Source organism: Burkholderia sp. SR8, assembly GCF_052851275.1.
Genome location: NZ_JAULUC010000008.1, coordinates 302,837 through 317,167 on the forward strand (window position 1 = coordinate 302,837; position 14,331 = coordinate 317,167).

16 protein-coding genes are annotated in these 14,331 nt (G+C 66.2%); 8 read left to right on the forward strand and 8 right to left on the reverse strand.

The window, feature by feature from the left end; genetic code table 11:
• The first annotated feature begins 26 nt into the window (after nt 1-26).
• The 5 genes from Q3A80_RS13590 to Q3A80_RS13610 are packed head-to-tail and all read left to right on the forward strand — an operon-like array spanning nt 27 to nt 3,821.
• On the forward strand, nt 27-449 hold the full coding sequence (locus Q3A80_RS13590) for a DUF1178 family protein (protein WP_446329484.1): 423 nt from the start codon (nt 27-29) through the stop codon (nt 447-449).
• A gap of 52 nt (nt 450-501) precedes the next feature.
• Complete coding sequence (locus Q3A80_RS13595) at nt 502-1,698, forward strand: acyl-CoA dehydrogenase family protein (RefSeq protein ID WP_446329485.1); 1,197 nt, start codon at nt 502-504, stop codon at nt 1,696-1,698.
• 19 nt (nt 1,699-1,717) lie between these two features.
• The gene (locus Q3A80_RS13600; RefSeq protein WP_446329486.1) at nt 1,718-2,851 is read left to right on the forward strand and encodes an acyl-CoA dehydrogenase family protein; all 1,134 of its coding nucleotides are present in this window, start codon (nt 1,718-1,720) and stop codon (nt 2,849-2,851) included.
• Between the two features lie 35 nt (nt 2,852-2,886).
• Nucleotides 2,887-3,348, forward strand: a complete 462-nt coding sequence (locus Q3A80_RS13605) for a MaoC family dehydratase (RefSeq protein ID WP_446329487.1) — start codon at nt 2,887-2,889, stop codon at nt 3,346-3,348.
• The gene (locus Q3A80_RS13610) at nt 3,345-3,821 is read left to right on the forward strand and encodes a MaoC family dehydratase (RefSeq protein WP_446329488.1); all 477 of its coding nucleotides are present in this window, start codon (nt 3,345-3,347) and stop codon (nt 3,819-3,821) included. Before Q3A80_RS13605 ends, Q3A80_RS13610 begins: the two co-directional genes overlap by 4 nt.
• Nucleotides 3,822-3,873: 52 nt before the next feature.
• Here the strand turns inward: Q3A80_RS13610 and Q3A80_RS13615 are convergent, their stop codons facing one another.
• Nucleotides 3,874-4,566 (reverse strand): glutathione binding-like protein, encoded by a 693-nt coding sequence (locus Q3A80_RS13615; protein ID WP_446329489.1) that lies wholly within the window; start codon nt 4,564-4,566, stop codon nt 3,874-3,876.
• A gap of 173 nt (nt 4,567-4,739) precedes the next feature.
• Nucleotides 4,740-5,531 carry an oxepin-CoA hydrolase, alternative type gene (locus tag Q3A80_RS13620; protein ID WP_446329490.1) on the reverse strand — a complete coding sequence of 264 codons (792 nt, stop codon included), beginning with the start codon at nt 5,529-5,531 and terminating at the stop codon, nt 4,740-4,742.
• A 199-nt stretch (nt 5,532-5,730) separates the two neighbouring features.
• Here Q3A80_RS13620 and Q3A80_RS13625 point away from each other — a divergent pair, with 199 nt between their 5' ends.
• Nucleotides 5,731-6,387, forward strand: a complete 657-nt coding sequence (locus tag Q3A80_RS13625) for a glutathione S-transferase (RefSeq protein ID WP_446329491.1) — start codon at nt 5,731-5,733, stop codon at nt 6,385-6,387.
• Nucleotides 6,388-6,490: 103 nt separating this feature from the next.
• Here Q3A80_RS13625 and Q3A80_RS13630 read toward each other — a convergent pair whose 3' ends face one another.
• Together Q3A80_RS13630 and Q3A80_RS13635 are read right to left on the reverse strand one after the other, a co-directional pair.
• Complete coding sequence (locus Q3A80_RS13630; RefSeq protein ID WP_446329492.1) at nt 6,491-7,663, reverse strand: pyridoxal phosphate-dependent aminotransferase; 1,173 nt, start codon at nt 7,661-7,663, stop codon at nt 6,491-6,493.
• Between the two features lie 33 nt (nt 7,664-7,696).
• A complete protein-coding gene (locus tag Q3A80_RS13635) occupies nt 7,697-8,197 on the reverse strand; it encodes a putative toxin-antitoxin system toxin component, PIN family (RefSeq protein ID WP_446329493.1) in 501 nt (166 codons plus the stop codon).
• A gap of 57 nt (nt 8,198-8,254) precedes the next feature.
• Here Q3A80_RS13635 and yaaA point away from each other — a divergent pair, with 57 nt between their 5' ends.
• A complete protein-coding gene (gene yaaA / locus Q3A80_RS13640) occupies nt 8,255-9,037 on the forward strand; it encodes a peroxide stress protein YaaA (protein WP_446329494.1) in 783 nt (260 codons plus the stop codon).
• A gap of 87 nt (nt 9,038-9,124) precedes the next feature.
• Nucleotides 9,125-10,279: a M14 family metallopeptidase gene (locus tag Q3A80_RS13645; RefSeq protein ID WP_446329495.1), complete on the forward strand. Its 1,155-nt coding sequence runs from the start codon at nt 9,125-9,127 to the stop codon at nt 10,277-10,279.
• A 93-nt stretch (nt 10,280-10,372) separates the two neighbouring features.
• Here Q3A80_RS13645 and Q3A80_RS13650 read toward each other — a convergent pair whose 3' ends face one another.
• From Q3A80_RS13650 to Q3A80_RS13665, 4 genes are all read right to left on the reverse strand, one after another.
• Nucleotides 10,373-11,029 carry a BspC domain-containing protein gene (locus Q3A80_RS13650; RefSeq protein WP_446329496.1) on the reverse strand — a complete coding sequence of 219 codons (657 nt, stop codon included), beginning with the start codon at nt 11,027-11,029 and terminating at the stop codon, nt 10,373-10,375.
• 138 nt (nt 11,030-11,167) lie between these two features.
• Complete coding sequence (locus Q3A80_RS13655) at nt 11,168-11,842, reverse strand: energy-coupling factor ABC transporter permease (RefSeq protein ID WP_446329497.1); 675 nt, start codon at nt 11,840-11,842, stop codon at nt 11,168-11,170.
• A gap of 75 nt (nt 11,843-11,917) precedes the next feature.
• On the reverse strand, nt 11,918-12,754 hold the full coding sequence (locus Q3A80_RS13660; protein ID WP_446329498.1) for a LuxR C-terminal-related transcriptional regulator: 837 nt from the start codon (nt 12,752-12,754) through the stop codon (nt 11,918-11,920).
• Between the two features lie 208 nt (nt 12,755-12,962).
• Nucleotides 12,963-14,180, reverse strand: coding sequence for a DUF2863 family protein (locus tag Q3A80_RS13665; RefSeq protein WP_446329499.1), 1,218 nt, complete (start codon nt 14,178-14,180; stop codon nt 12,963-12,965).
• Nucleotides 14,181-14,331 lie beyond the last annotated feature (151 nt).

Genomic DNA, 14,331 nt, shown 5'->3' on the forward strand with positions numbered 1-14,331 from the left:
ACACTCGTCACACGCCCTGATTCAGCATGAAGGTCCTCGATTTACAGTGCCCGCACGGTCATCGGTTCGAAGGCTGGTTCGCTTCCGCCGATGAATTCGAAGCGCAGTTGTCCCGCAAGCTGGTCGAATGCCCGGTATGCGGAACGACGGAGATCAACCGGATGCCGTCGGCGCCGCGCCTGAACCTGTCGGGCGCGACGCAGGCGCAGCCGGCCGATCCGCGCGCGCTGCAGGCGCAGGTGATGCGTGCACTGCGCGAGGTGCTGGAGAAAACCGAGAACGTGGGCGAGCGCTTCGCCGAGGAAGCGCGGCGCATCCATTACAACGAGGCGCCGGCACGCAGCATTCGCGGCATCACGACGCCGGAGGATGCGCAGTCCTTGGTCGAAGAAGGCATCGACGTGATGCCGCTGCCGATTCCTGCCGCGCTGAAAGAACCGCTGCAATGACGTACGCAGTGTGTCCTTGGCCGGGGACGGCCGCGGACAGGAGACACTGCGCATGGATCTGGATTATTCCCCCGCCGACGACGCGTTCCGCGCCGACGTCCGCGCCTGGCTCGAGGCGCACCTGCCTCACGCACTGCGCGCCAAGGTACTCGATCACAAACGACTCGACCGCGAGGATTTCGCGAGCTGGCACCGGATTCTCGGCCAGCGCGGCTGGTCCGCGCCCGCATGGCCTGTGGAATACGGCGGTCCGGGCTGGAACGCGACGCAGCGGCACATCTGGGACGAGGAGTGCGCACGCATCGGTGCGCCGACCGTGCTGCCGTTCGGCGTGTCGATGGTCGCGCCCGTGCTGATGAAATACGGCAGCGACGCGCAGAAGCGCCGCTATTTGCCGCGCATTCTCGACGGCTCCGACTGGTGGTGCCAGGGCTATTCGGAGCCGGGCTCCGGTTCCGATCTCGCGTCGCTGCGCACGCGCGCCGAACGCCACGGCGACCACTACGTCGTCAACGGCCAGAAGACCTGGACGACGCTCGGCCAGTACGCGGACATGATGTTCTGCCTCGTGCGCACCGATCCGGCGGCGAAGAAGCAGGAGGGCATCTCGTTCCTGCTGATCGACATGAAGACGCCGGGTATCACGGTGCGCCCGATCATCACGCTCGACGAGGATCACGAAGTCAACGAAGTGTTCTTCGAAGACGTGAAGGTGCCGGTCGAGAATCTCGTCGGCGACGAGAATCGCGGCTGGACCTACGCGAAATATCTGCTCGGGCATGAGCGCACCGGCATCGCGCGCGTCGGCGCGTCGAAGCGTGAGCTCGCGTTCCTGAAACGCGTGGCGTCGAACCAGCGCAAGAACGGCAAGCCGCTGCTCGCCGATCCCGTGTTCGCCGCGAAGGTTGCGGCGCTCGACGTCGAGCTGATGGCGCTCGAGGTGACGGTGCTGCGCGTCGTGAGCCGCGAGACGAGCGGCAAGGGGCCGGGCCCGGAGGCGTCGATGCTGAAGATCAAGGGCACCGAGGTGCAGCAGGCGCTCACCGAGCTGATGTTCGACGCGATCGGGCCGCTGGCCGCGCCGTTCGACGTGCCGTTCCTCGCCGGCGAGCGCGAACACAGCATCGCCGGCGACGACGATGCGGCGCCGCTTGCCGCGTACTACTTCAATTATCGGAAGACGTCGATCTACGGCGGTTCGAACGAAATTCAGAAGAACATCATCGCGCAAATGATCCTGGGGCTGTGATCAGGGAACGGAGACAACCATGGATTTCAGCTTTACCGATGAGCAGCAGCAATTCGCCGATGCGCTGCGCCGTTATCTCGGCGAGCAATACGGTTTCGACGCGCGCCAGGCCATCGTGCGCAGCGACGCGGGCGTGTCGGACGCGCAATGGAGCGCATTCGCGGAGCTCGGCCTGACCGCGCTGCCCGTGCCGGACGCGCAGGGCGGCTTCGGCGGCGGCCCGGTCGACATGCTGGTCGCGATGCAGGAGCTTGGCCGCGCGCTCGTGGTCGAGCCGTACTGGGCGACGGCGGTCGGCATCGAGGCGCTGCGCGTTGCCGGCTCCGGCACGGGCGACGATGCGGCGCTGCTGGAAGCGGTCGCGCAGGGGCAGAAGCGCCTGGCCGTCGCATTCCACGAACCGCGCGCGCGCTACGATCTGTACCAAATCGATACGCACGCGCGCGAACAGGGCGGCACATACCGGCTGACCGGCACGAAATCGGTCGTCCAGCATGGTGCGCAGGCGCATGCGTGGATCGTGCCCGCGCGCGTCGACGACGGCGGCATCGGCCTGTTCGTCGTCGAACGCGATGCCGCGGGCACGAAGCTCGCCGACTACCGGACGATCGACGGCCAGCGCGCCGCAACGATCGAGCTGCATGAATCGCCCGCGCGGCAACTGAGCGGCGGCACACGCGATGCGGCCGCGCTCGAGCAGATTGCCGACTACGCGACCTTCCTGCTGTGCGCGGAAGCGATCGGCGCACTCGACGAACTGAACCGCGCGACGGTCGAATATGCGAAGACGCGCGAGCAGTTCGGCGTACCGATCGCGCGCTTCCAGGCGCTGCAGCACCGGATGGTCGACATGCTGATCCACGCGGAGCAGGCGCGTTCGCTGACGTACCTGGCAGCCGTGCGTTACGCGGGCGGCGATGCCGACGCGCGGCGCAAGGCAGTGTCCGCCGCGAAAGCGCGGGTCGGGTCGGCCGCGCGATTCGTCGGGCAGCAGGCCGTGCAACTGCACGGCGGGATGGGGGTGACCAACGAGGTTGCTGCCGCGCACCTGTTCAAGCGGCTGTCGATCATCGAGACCACGCTCGGCGACACCGATCATCACCTTGCGCGCATCGCGGCCCTGCCGGATTTCGCGCAGGCCGACGCGGCGTGACGGCGACGCGCGAGCGCGCTACAGGAGACACACAAGTGGGTATCAGCTACGAAGATCTGGAAGTCGGCAGCACGACCGAAATCGGCCGCTACACGTTCGAGGCGGACGACATCAAGGCGTTCGCGCAACGCTACGATCCGCAACCGTTCCACCTCGACGAGGCAGCCGGCAAGGCATCGCCGTTCGGCGGGCTGGTCGCGAGCGGCTGGCATACCTGTTCGGTATTCATGGGCCTGCTCATCAAGAAGCTCGGCTCGGACTCGACCAGCATGGGCTCGCCCGGCATCGATTCGATCCGCTGGCTCAAGCCCGTGCGCGCAGGCGACACGATCACGATGTACCAGAAGGTCCACGACAAGCGCGTGTCGGCGAGCAAGCCCGATCGCGGCATCGTGTCGACGGAGTGGATCGGGATCAACGGCGCCGGCGACACGGTGATCACCGTCCATACCAAGGTGATCTTCGGGCTGCGCCATCCGCAAGGAGCGGGCGCATGACGGACGTGACATTGCCGCTGATCGCATCGACACAGGCGCTGCATGCGCTGGTCGGCGCGGAGCCGTTCGCAAGCGGCTGGATCGAGATCGACCAGCGCCGGGTCGACCGATTCGCCGATGCGACCGACGATCACCAGTGGATTCACGTCGATCCCGAGCGTGCACGGCGCGAGTCGCCGTTCGGCGGCCCGATCGCACACGGGTTCCTGACGCTGTCGCTGATTCCGGCGCTGATGACCGCCGCGATGCGCTTCGAGCAGAAGATGGGCGTGAACTATGGACTGAACCGCGTGCGCTTCCTGAAGCCGGTACCGGTCGGTGCGCGCGTGCGTGCGCTGTTCGCGGTGAAGGAAACCGCGGATGCCGCGCGCGGTGGCGTGCAGGTCACGTGGTCGGTGTCGGTGCAGGCCGAACGGCCCGATGCGCCGCTACTGGTGTGCGCGGCGGAATTCATCACGCTGCATTACTTCTGACGCGCGCAGCGGCATCGCCGGATGCCGCTGCGCTTGCGCGTCGTGCGCCGTTTCAGTGCTTCGCGTATTGCGTCGCGCCGAACAGGACCTCGCGGGCCTTGTCGTCCTGCAGCGCCTTGCGCAGCGACGTCAGTACTTCGACGCCGCGCTGCACGGCCGGACGCGCGGCAATCGCGTCGTGCCAGCGCTTCACGTTCGGCAGCTCGTCGAGCACGATGCCCTGGTTCTGCCACGACCGCGTCCACGGGAACGTCGCGATGTCCGCGATCGTGTACGTGTCGCCCGCGAGATATTCGGATTCGCCGAGCCGCTTGTCCATCACGTTGTACAGGCGTTTCGCTTCGTTCGTGTAGCGATTGACCGCGTATTCGATCTTTTCCGGTGCGTACATGCGGAAATGGTGCGCCTGGCCGAGCATCGGGCCGACGCCGCCCATCTGGAACATCAGCCATTCGAGCGTCGCGTAGCGCGCCGCCGGATCCGACGGCAGGAACTTGCCGGTTTTTTCCGCGAGGTAGACGAGGATCGCGCCCGATTCGAACAGCGAGATCGGCTTGCCGCCGGGGCCGTCGGGATCGACGATCGCGGGGATCTTGTTGTTCGGGCTGATCTTCAGGAACTCGGGCTTGAACTGGTCGCCCGCACCGATATCGACCGGATGCGCACGATAGGCGAGGCCCGTTTCCTCGAGCATGATGTGAATCTTGTGGCCGTTCGGGGTCGCCCAGCTGTAGACGTCGATCATCGTCAACTCCTTCGTTGCATGTGCGAAAACGGCGCCGGCAGGGCGCCGCGACAGGCGGTCATTAGAGCATGGATCGACGCGGGCTGCAGGCGGCGGGAACGTGCGGGGCGCACGCATGCGCGCGCCCCGCCACGACGGCGGAAACGCCGTTCGAACGGCGCAGTCTCGCGGAATCAGCGCTTGTAGCGCGGCTGGCGTTTCTCGAGAAACGCGGTAATGCCTTCGAACGCATCCGCGTGATGCAGCGACGCGACGAAGTGATCGCGCTCGGTGCCGAGATGCGTGTCGAGCGGCTGCGCGGTCGCGTCGTCGAGCAGCGACTTGATGCGCGTCAGCGCGTTCGGCGAGATGCCGGCGAGCGCGTCGGCCCATGCGAGCGCGTCGGACAACGCAGCGCCCGGTGCGGCGAGTCGGTTGACGACGCCGAGCGCATGCAGGCGTTCGGCCGCGACGGGCTTGCCCTCGAACAGGATTTCGGCGGCCAGCGCGCGCGGCAGCGCACGGGCGAGGAACCACGAGCCGCCGCCGTCCGGCGTGAGGCCGACGCGCGCGTACGACATCACGAGCTTCGCGTCGTGCGCGGCGACGATCAGGTCGCACGCGAGCGCGAGCGAGAAGCCCGCGCCGGCCGCCGCGCCTTCGACCGCCGCGATCACCGGCTTCGTCGACGCGCGGATCGCCGTGATCCACGCGGCCAGCTGGTCGATGCTGTCGGCCTGGCAGGACGGGTCTTTCGAGCGGTTGTCGAGCAGCCGGTTCAGGTTGCCACCCGCGCAAAAGAAACGATCGGCGCCAGTGAGCACGACGGCGCGAATCGCGGGATCGCGATCGGCGGTGGCGAGCGCTTCGACGCCGGCTGCGTACATGTCGGGATGCAGCGCGTTGCGCGCGCCGGGATTGGACAGCGTGAGGACGAGCGTCGATTCGCTCTCGGGCGGACGCGAGGCCAGCAGTTCAGCACTCATGCGAGTGTGTCTCCATCGGATGGCGACGCTGCGGCGCCGTGCGTCGGGGATGCAGACGAGCGTGATGCCGCAGCGGATGTAATGTGGTCGTGACGGACGCGAAACTGCTTTAGACTAGCACGAACGTGCTTTTCAGCGCGACGCATCCCGATGCGGCCCGTATCGCGGCGGCCGCGCTTCAGCAACGAAGGAGACTCCGATGCTACAGCTGTGCGGTATTCCGTTGTCCAACTACTACAACAAGGTGAAGTTCGTGCTGCTCGAGCACGGCATCCCGTTCGAGGAAGCGGTGTGCGGCTTGCCGATCAGCGATCCGGCTCTGCTCGCCGATTCGCCGCTCGGCAAGATTCCGTTCGTGAAGACGGAAGAGGGCCCGCTGTTCGAGTCGCAGGTGATCGTCGAGTATCTGGCCGCACGTTATCCCGACAAGGCGATCTTTCCGCCCGGTCCGTTCGCGGCCGCGAAGGTGCGCGAGCTCGTCGAAACGCTCGAGCTATATCTCGAATGGACCGCGCGCGAGGTCTATACGGAAGCGTTTTTCGGCGGCAAGGTCAGCGACGGGATGAAGGCGCACGTCGAGAAGCGCCTGCCGCGCGCGATCGACGCATTCAAGCGAATGGCGCAGTTTTCGCCGTACGTGCTCGGCGATACGTTCAGCCTGGCTGACATCGCCGCGGCAATCCACCTGCCGGTGATCGGAATGGCGACGAAGGCGGTCTTCGGCCGCGATTTCCTGCTCGACGCGGGCGTCGACTGGAAGGCGCATGCGAAGCTGGTCGGCGAGCGGCCGGCCGCGCAGCGCGTGGCGGCCGATCGCAAGGCCTATATCGAAGCAGCGGGTACCGCGCGTTCCTGAGCGCGGTCGCGCGCGGCCGGCGGGCCGCGCGTGACCAGCCGCACCCAGCCGGCCGCCCTGACCGGTAGCGCCCAGCCGGCCACGCCTGGCCGGCTGCCCCGACTTACAAGCGTGCGAGCCGTTCGAGCGCGGACGCGAGCGTGCTTTCCTGTTTGGCGAAGCAGAAGCGCACGACGCCCGATTCGTGCGGCTCGTGATAGAACGCCGACACCGGAATCGCCGCGACGCCGATCTCCGACGTGAGCCATTTCGAGAATTCCGCTTCCGGCAGGTCGCTGATCGCCGAATAGTCGACGCACTGGAAGTACGTGCCCGTGCACGGCAGCAGCTTGAAGCGCGTGCGCCCGAGGCCGGCACGGAAGAAGTCGCGCTTCTTCTGGTAGAAGTCGGGCAGCGTCAGGTACGGTGCCGGGTCGCGCAGGTAGTCGGCGAGCCCGATCTGCATCGGTGTGTTCACCGTGAACACGTTGAACTGGTGGACCTTGCGGAATTCCGCGGTCAGCGCCGCCGGCGCCGCGACATAGCCGACCTTCCAGCCCGTCACGTGGTACGTCTTCCCGAAGCTCGACACGATGAAGCTGCGCGCAGCCAGCTCCGGGTAGCGCGCGACGCTCTCGTGCCGCGCGCCGTCGTACACCATGTGCTCGTACACTTCGTCCGACAGGATCAGCACGTTGGTGCCGCGCACGATCTCCTCGAGCCTGCGCATGTCGGCCTCGCGCCACACGGTGCCGGTCGGGTTGTGCGGCGTGTTGATCATAATCATCCGCGTCTTCGGCGTGATTGCGGCCGCGAGACGGTCGAACGGGATCGCGTAGTCGGGCGCTTCCAGCGTGACGAACACGGGCTTGCCGCCTGCGAGCTCGATCGACGGCAGATAGCTGTCGTACGTCGGTTCGACGACGATCACCTCGTCGCCCGGATGCACCGCGCACAAGATCGCCGTCAGCAGCGCCTGCGTCGCGCCGGCGGTCACCGTGATCTCGGTGGCCGGATCGTAGCGCCGGCCGTAGACGTGCGCGATCTTGTCGGCGATCGCATCGCGCAGCGGGGCGACGCCCGCCATCGGCGGATACTGGTTGTGACCGTTGCGCATCGCGGCCGCGACCGCGTCGACGATGCGCGGGTCGCAGTCGAAATCGGGGAAGCCCTGGCCGAGGTTTACCGCGCCTTTCTCGGCGGCCAGCGCGCTCATCACCGTGAAGATCGTCGTGCCGACGTTCGGCAGGCGCGAGGGGAAAACGGGAGTCTTGGGCATGTCGGAAGGAGCGTTCATCGATACGGTCGCTAGCGGGTGGTGCCGGGCCCGTCAGGCCGGCGTGGGAGTGACGGCCGGCGCGGCATCGAGCGCGCAGGCTTCGGTAAACGGCGCGGGCTGCGCGATCCGGAAGCCGAAGTCGCGCGCGGTGCGCTTCGCGAGCTTGAGCAGCGCACGGTCCTTCGACACGAGCCAGTCGGCCTGCGCGGCGCGCGCGAGCTCGAGAAATTTCTGATCGTCGCGGTCCTTGCATTTCGGCAGCGGCAGCGCGTCGGCGTCGACGACGGACGGCGGCTCGACGAGCGTCGTGAGGCGGGCGACGATCGCGAGCGCTTCGGCCTTGTCGATCGCGCGTGCCTGGAACTGCGGATAGTCGAGCACGAGTTCGAGCTCGTTCAGGCAGCGGCCGTCGATCACGGCGGCCAGCGTGCCGCGCTCGAGCGCAGCCCGGATCGGGCGTGTGGCAGGATCGTCGAATACGAGGATGTCGATCCAGACGTTCGAGTCGAGCACGACGCGAAGCGCGTCATGCGGGGCGAGGGAGCGGGTCATTCGTTACAATCGGTGGTTTTCGTCTGACCGCAAGGCACGGCGTGCCAGCGAGCCTCTATGATAATCGTTCTCTCTCCCGCCAAATCCCTCGACTACGATACGCCCGCCCACGTCCCGTCTTACACGAAGCCTGCATTCGTCGACGACGCGTCGGAACTGATCGACGGCCTGCGCAAGCTGTCGCCGCAGGACATCGCGACGCTGATGGACATCTCCGACCCGCTCGCGCGGCTGAACTTCCAGCGCTACGCCGACTGGTCGCCGAGCTTCACGCCGGCCAATGCGAAGCAGGCCGTGCTCGCGTTCAACGGCGACGTGTATGAAGGATTCGACGCGAAATCGCTGTCGGCCGCCGATCTCGACTACGCACAGCAGCACGTGCGCGTGCTGTCCGGCCTGTACGGGCTGCTGCGTCCGCTCGACCTGCTGCAGCCGTACCGGCTCGAGATGGGCACCCGTTTCGCGAACGCGCGCGGCAAGGATCTGTATGCGTTCTGGGGCGACCGGATCACGCGGGCGCTGAACGAGCAGCTCGAGACGCGTGTCGGCGCGGCGCGTGTGCTGGTCAACTGCGCGTCCACCGAGTACTTCAAGTCGGTGAAGCCGAAACTGCTGGCCGCGCCGGTCGTCACGCCGGTGTTCGAGGACTGGAAGGGCGGCCGCTACAAGATCATCAGCTTCCACGCAAAGCGCGCCCGTGGCCTGATGGCGCGCTATATCGTGGAGAACCGCATCGCCGAACCGGCGGCGCTGAAGGAGTTCGCGGCGGAAGGTTATGCGTTCGACGCAGCCGCATCGAACGATTCGACTTACGTATATCGCCGGCGAATCGGCGAGTGACCTGCCGGCCGTTCACGAGACGGCCGGTGCGAGCATGAGGCCGGCGATGCGGCAAACCGCCCGTCCCGGTCGCAACTGGAGAGATAGATGACCCTTTCGATCACCAGCAATTTCGACGCGGGCGCGATCGACGTCGTGTCGTGCGACAGCCCGGACGCGCTCCGTCTGCGCGTGCGCGGTGACAGCCGTTCCGAGTTCGCGCAATGGTTCTACTTCCGTCTGACGGGCGCGCGCGGCGAGCGCTGCGTGATGGCGTTCGAGAATGCGGCCGACTGCGCGTATCCGTCGGGATGGCGCAACTACAGCGCGGTCGCGAGCTACGACCGCGTCGACTGGTTCCGCGTGCCGACGACCTTCGACGGCAAGACGATGACCATCGATCACACGCCGGAATTCGACAGCATCTACTACGCGTATTTCGAACCGTATTCGGAAGAGCGCCATGCGGCGTTCCTCGGCGCGGTCCAGCAACTGCCGCAGGCGAGCGTCGTCGAGCTCGGCCGCACGGTGGAAGGCCGGCCGATGTCGCTGCTGACGCTCGGTACGCCGGAAGCCGACGGCGCGTCGAAGAAGAAGGTATGGATCATCGCGCGCCAGCATCCCGGCGAGACGATGGCCGAGTGGTTCGTCGAAGGGCTCGTCAAGCGGCTCGCCGGCTGGGGCGACTGGGCCGGCGATCCGGTCGCGCGCAAGCTGTACGACCACGCGACGTTCTACATCGTGCCGAACATGAATCCGGATGGCAGCGTGCACGGGAACCTGCGCACCAACGCGGCCGGTGCGAACCTGAACCGCGAGTGGATGGAGCCCGATGCCGAGCGCAGCCCCGAAGTGCTGGTCGTGCGCGATGCGATCCATGCGATCGGCTGCGACATGTTCTTCGACATTCACGGCGACGAGGATCTGCCGTACGTGTTCGTCGCGGGTTCGGAGATGCTGCCGAGCTTCACCGAGCAGCAGCGCGAGGAACAGACCGCGTTCATCGACGCGTTCAAGGTCGCGAGCCCGGATTTCCAGACCGAGCACGGCTACGCAGCGAGCAAGTACAAGGAAGACGCGCTCAAGCTCGCGTCGAAGTACATCGGCCACCAGTTCGGCTGCCTGTCGCTGACGCTCGAGATGCCGTTCAAGGACAACGCGAACCTGCCCGACGAGCGGGTCGGCTGGAACGGCCAGCGCAGTGCGGCGCTCGGCGCGGCGATGCTCGCGGCAATCCTCGCGCACGTCGAGACGTTCGCGTAAGCGCACAGTCATCGATATTCGTCGATATGAAAAAAGCCGGCGCATCGTGCGATGCGCCGGCTTTCTTGTTTCTGTCGTTGCCGCTGCGTCGTATCAGGACTTCTTCGCGGTTTTCTTTTTCACGGCTTTCTTCGTGCCGGTCGATTTCTTCGTGGCGACGGCCTTCTTGCTGCCGGTGCGGCCGGTTGCCTTGGCCTTCACCTTGCCGCGGTGCGACTTGCCCTTGAACTTCTTCGTCGACGAAGACGGGCGCTCGACGCGCGGCTTCAGCGGCGGGACGGGATCGTTCCAGCTGAACGCGAGCATCTGCTGACCGACGTAGCCGCAGCGAAATTTCAGCGGTGTCGGGGCGCTGCCGTCGCTGCGAACGCCGAGACCGTCCACGGTGACGATGTTGTCGACCTTCACGCGCTGCTTGCCCTGATCGAACGAATCGTTCCACGGCGTGATCGTCGCATTGCCGCTTTCGAATGCGTTCGGCGCGAAGTCGACGCGGTCGAACGCCGACGACGTGCTCGCGATGAAGCTGCCGTGCGCCGCACAATCGGCGACGATCGGATCGGCGTGCATCTCGTTGACGAATTTGTTGATCAGTTCGGAGCGCTGGTCGAGGAGGTCGGCGAATACCGGTGCCGGAAGCGCAAGCGACAGGCCCGCGACACAGGCTGCCAGCTTGCCGAGCGCCCGGAAAATCCGGAGCGAGGCAGGAGAGCTGTCCATCTGGTTATTGGTGAGGAGCGAATGAGGCATCGGGCAGGTATAGATGCCCGATGAAGATCAGGAGTTCAATCTTAGCGTAAAAAAGTCGTGCGGCAGTAGACGTCACACTCTCCCGCGGTGCGCAAGCGGACCGATGGGTGCGCGGCGTGCACCGGGACGGCGAGCCATTCAGGCGCGCGGGCCGCCGAGACGATAGCGGCGGACATCGAACGTCGTGACCCACGCTGGGCGATAGACGGCGATGAGCGCGGTCGCCATGCCCGTGAACCACGCTTCGCCGAGCGCGAGCAGCGCGGTGTTCAGCACGTAGCCGGCGGGAATCACGACGGGCACGCCGTCTGCCAGCGCGAGCTGCACGCCGGCCGCGGCAGCGGCGACCGCGACGATTGCGATGGCGGGCGACAAGAAGCCCTGTCCGGTAATGAACGACGCAAGATTGTGTGGCAGCCACGCGATCGCCGCGCGCTGCAGCAACGCGGATACCGCGACCGGTAGCGCACCGTACACCAGATAGGTGAGACCGACGCCTTGCCACGGCGCATCGAAGACGATCGCCGCGACACCCGTGACGGCGCCCATTGCGATCAGTGCGAGTGTCCAGTCGAACAGCGTGACGAGCAGCGTCGCGCCAAGCAGATGCATGACGATCCCGTCTTCGAGCCACGCGTTCGAGGCCCACAGAACCGTGATCGCGGTGACGAGCGCGAGCCACACGTGCTGGAGCGTTGCGTCCTGCAGGCGGACGAACGGACGATTCCAGATCGCGAGCGCGAGCAGGGCCGCGGCGGCGATCCAGCCACCGACGCCTACCCAGAGCGGAAGCGGTGTGAAAAGAAAACCCATGTGTTCATATTACTCGTTGAGCATCAAAGGTGGGAATTCGCACATGCCGACCGTCGCAATATCGAGACTGTCCCGCTAGCGCTCGCGCCGAAACCGTGCCGGTGGCTCGGCCGCGAGCGGCAAGTCGCGGGTGCCGGTGTTTGCCGCCGGCAATGGATACGGGCGCTCGCTCCGTTGTGCGCGCAGCGGAACCGGGCCGCGTTCGCCGATGACCGGCTTGCCGGCGCGGTCGCGGTTCGCGAGCAGCACCTCGAGATGCGGCGACAGCCAGCCGTTGTAGATCGCGACCGCGGCGGCGCGGTTTGCCGCGCCGAGCTGCTGGAAAATGCTGGCGAGATGGATCTTCACCGTGCCTTCGCTGATGCCGAGCGTGCGCGCGATCATCTTGTTGGTGCTGCCCATGTGGACGAATCGCATGATTTGCGCCTGCCGCGGCGACAGCAGGCCGACGGGCGGCCGGCGCGGCAGCGATCCGGCGAGCTTCTGGAAGTGGGTGTCGTTGCGTGCCGCGGCGGCGGACGGCAGCAGGCTGAGTGCGATCGGCGGGATGTAGTGGCCGCCGAGCAGGACGATTTCGAGCGCCCGCACGATCAGATGCGGCCGCGTGGAATGCGGGATCACGCCCGCGACGCCGTAGTTGTAGAAGCGCTGGATGGCTTGCGGCGTGGATTCGTCGATCAGTACCGCGGTGGGGGTGGGCGAGCAGGCGCTGGCGAGCGCCTGGAGTTCGCTGAGCCGGCCGACGTCCGGCCAGTTGATCGCGACCAGGTCGAAACGCTGAGTGCGCAGCAGCCGGCGCGCCTGAAAACCATCGGGCGCATCGTTGATGCTGGCGTGACGGTCGATCTGCCGCAGCAGGGTCTTCAGTCCGTCACGCCGTTCGGCGTCTGAGTTCAGCACCAGGAACCGCATATTCAACCTCCGTAAGATGTGTCATTGAGCTGCCGTCGGCATGCCTTCGGTCCGATAATGACAAAGACCTTACACGATGTCTGCTTGGCTGAAAGGCTTAGGAAAAGTCTGAAATTTCGACGGCTGGAGCGGTGGACGAAAAAAAAGCCGCTCCGGCGGAAACCGGGAGCGGCCTCGGGCGCGCAGGCCATGCCGGCCTGCGACGCGATCAGTGGAAGTGCGGTTGCGCGGGCGACGCGTCTTCCGGCATTTCGGCATGCACGATTTCGCCGAGCGGATCCGCATAGAGCGGCACGCCGCAGTCGTCGCAATATTCGGGCTCGAAGCGGCCCGCGTGCCGCCGGACGTCGGTTACACCGCATTCCTTCAGCAGGCTCACGATTTCCTCGAGCGGCCCGTCGATCGGTGCTTCGCCTTCGAGCGTCGCGCTATCGATCGACACGTCGCCGTTTTCGCGACCGTAGAGCGGCCACACGACGCCGTAGATCACGTCGTTGCTGGCACGCCGTGTGAAGCCGACGCGATACTCGTCGATCCGCCGTTCGCCGAAGCCCGCAACCACGGCTCGCAGCTCCTGCGGCGCCGCACCAAGTGTGTCGAAAAGATAACGGATCGCCGTTCGGACCGTGTGCGGACGAATGCGCTCGTCCGCATCGCGGCAAGCGGAGTAGTACGCGTCCGGAAGCAGGCATTCGAATTCGCAGCCGGGAAGGGCCACCGACAGGTTCGGGCCGCCCTGGGCCGTCCATTGCTCGAGGCACTGGCCGCGTTCGATCCGGTTGCCGTGCTCTTCTTCCTGCCAACGGAACAGCGGTGCGCCGGCGGGGGCGGCAACGACGGCGAGCAGGAAGCGCGGATCGGCCAGGATCGGCGACGTCTCGGGCAGGTCGCCGAAGCCCAGCTTGGCCGCATGCTGACCGATCGCCGCATGCGCGAGTTGCTGCGCGAGCCGGTAGGTTTCGACGTGGTGCCGCGGCAACTGGTCGATGCTGTACAGGAACGGGGCGAGCCCCACGAGCGTGCCGGATGCGAGCACGTGTGCCTGCAGGTGAGCCCGCAGCGCGTCGGCGACGTCGCCTTTCAGCGGCCCGGACGGAATCATGTAGCGCGTCCAGGCGAGCACGGGGACGGCGACCAGCAGGGCATCGTACGGCTGGCCATCGTGGTCGATCACCATCGATTCGCTGTGCGTCTCGGCCATGTCGGCGAGCGCGCCGTATGCATCCGGGTGATTCTGCTGCAGATGATCGAGTGCCGCGTCGAGCGTGGTCTGGTTGCCGTTGCGAACGATCTTGGCGAGCAGCGCATCGAGCTTCGCTTCCCAGAAGCGATCCTCGATGCGGCTGCCCGAGGCGAAGAGCGCAAGCGACAGGCCGACCAGTTTGTCGGCGTCGGGGGGGAGGCGTTTGGCGATTCGCTGGCGCATATTAAATACGTATAGAAAGAGGCGAAGAACCTCACATTCTAGTCCGTTCTTTGCGCCATAAGCGGTCTCGTGCTCGGGCATGGCCGGAAGGCCGAATCGACGGGGCCGAAATAAATCCGTCAAACCCCTTGCGCGATCGTGGAACGATGCC

What these genes read in the sequence shown, in the direction of transcription:
- Q3A80_RS13660 (WP_446329498.1), bottom strand. Translation starts at nt 12,754, where the DNA reads ATGCGGTTCCTGGTGCTGAACTCAGACGCCGAACGGCGTGACGGACTG.
- Q3A80_RS13635 (WP_446329493.1), bottom strand. Translation starts at nt 8,197, where the DNA reads ATGACCCGCTCCCTCGCCCCGCATGACGCGCTTCGCGTCGTGCTCGAC.
- Q3A80_RS13650 (WP_446329496.1), bottom strand. Translation starts at nt 11,029, where the DNA reads ATGCCTCATTCGCTCCTCACCAATAACCAGATGGACAGCTCTCCTGCC.
- Q3A80_RS13645 (WP_446329495.1), top strand. Translation starts at nt 9,125, where the DNA reads ATGACCCTTTCGATCACCAGCAATTTCGACGCGGGCGCGATCGACGTC.
- Q3A80_RS13630 (WP_446329492.1), bottom strand. Translation starts at nt 7,663, where the DNA reads ATGAACGCTCCTTCCGACATGCCCAAGACTCCCGTTTTCCCCTCGCGC.
- Q3A80_RS13600 (WP_446329486.1), top strand. Translation starts at nt 1,718, where the DNA reads ATGGATTTCAGCTTTACCGATGAGCAGCAGCAATTCGCCGATGCGCTG.
- Q3A80_RS13625 (WP_446329491.1), top strand. Translation starts at nt 5,731, where the DNA reads ATGCTACAGCTGTGCGGTATTCCGTTGTCCAACTACTACAACAAGGTG.
- Q3A80_RS13595 (WP_446329485.1), top strand. Translation starts at nt 502, where the DNA reads ATGGATCTGGATTATTCCCCCGCCGACGACGCGTTCCGCGCCGACGTC.
- Q3A80_RS13620 (WP_446329490.1), bottom strand. Translation starts at nt 5,531, where the DNA reads ATGAGTGCTGAACTGCTGGCCTCGCGTCCGCCCGAGAGCGAATCGACG.
- Q3A80_RS13590 (WP_446329484.1), top strand. Translation starts at nt 27, where the DNA reads ATGAAGGTCCTCGATTTACAGTGCCCGCACGGTCATCGGTTCGAAGGC.
- yaaA (WP_446329494.1), top strand. Translation starts at nt 8,255, where the DNA reads ATGATAATCGTTCTCTCTCCCGCCAAATCCCTCGACTACGATACGCCC.
- Q3A80_RS13610 (WP_446329488.1), top strand. Translation starts at nt 3,345, where the DNA reads ATGACGGACGTGACATTGCCGCTGATCGCATCGACACAGGCGCTGCAT.
- Q3A80_RS13655 (WP_446329497.1), bottom strand. Translation starts at nt 11,842, where the DNA reads ATGGGTTTTCTTTTCACACCGCTTCCGCTCTGGGTAGGCGTCGGTGGC.
- Q3A80_RS13665 (WP_446329499.1), bottom strand. Translation starts at nt 14,180, where the DNA reads ATGCGCCAGCGAATCGCCAAACGCCTCCCCCCCGACGCCGACAAACTG.
- Q3A80_RS13615 (WP_446329489.1), bottom strand. Translation starts at nt 4,566, where the DNA reads ATGATCGACGTCTACAGCTGGGCGACCCCGAACGGCCACAAGATTCAC.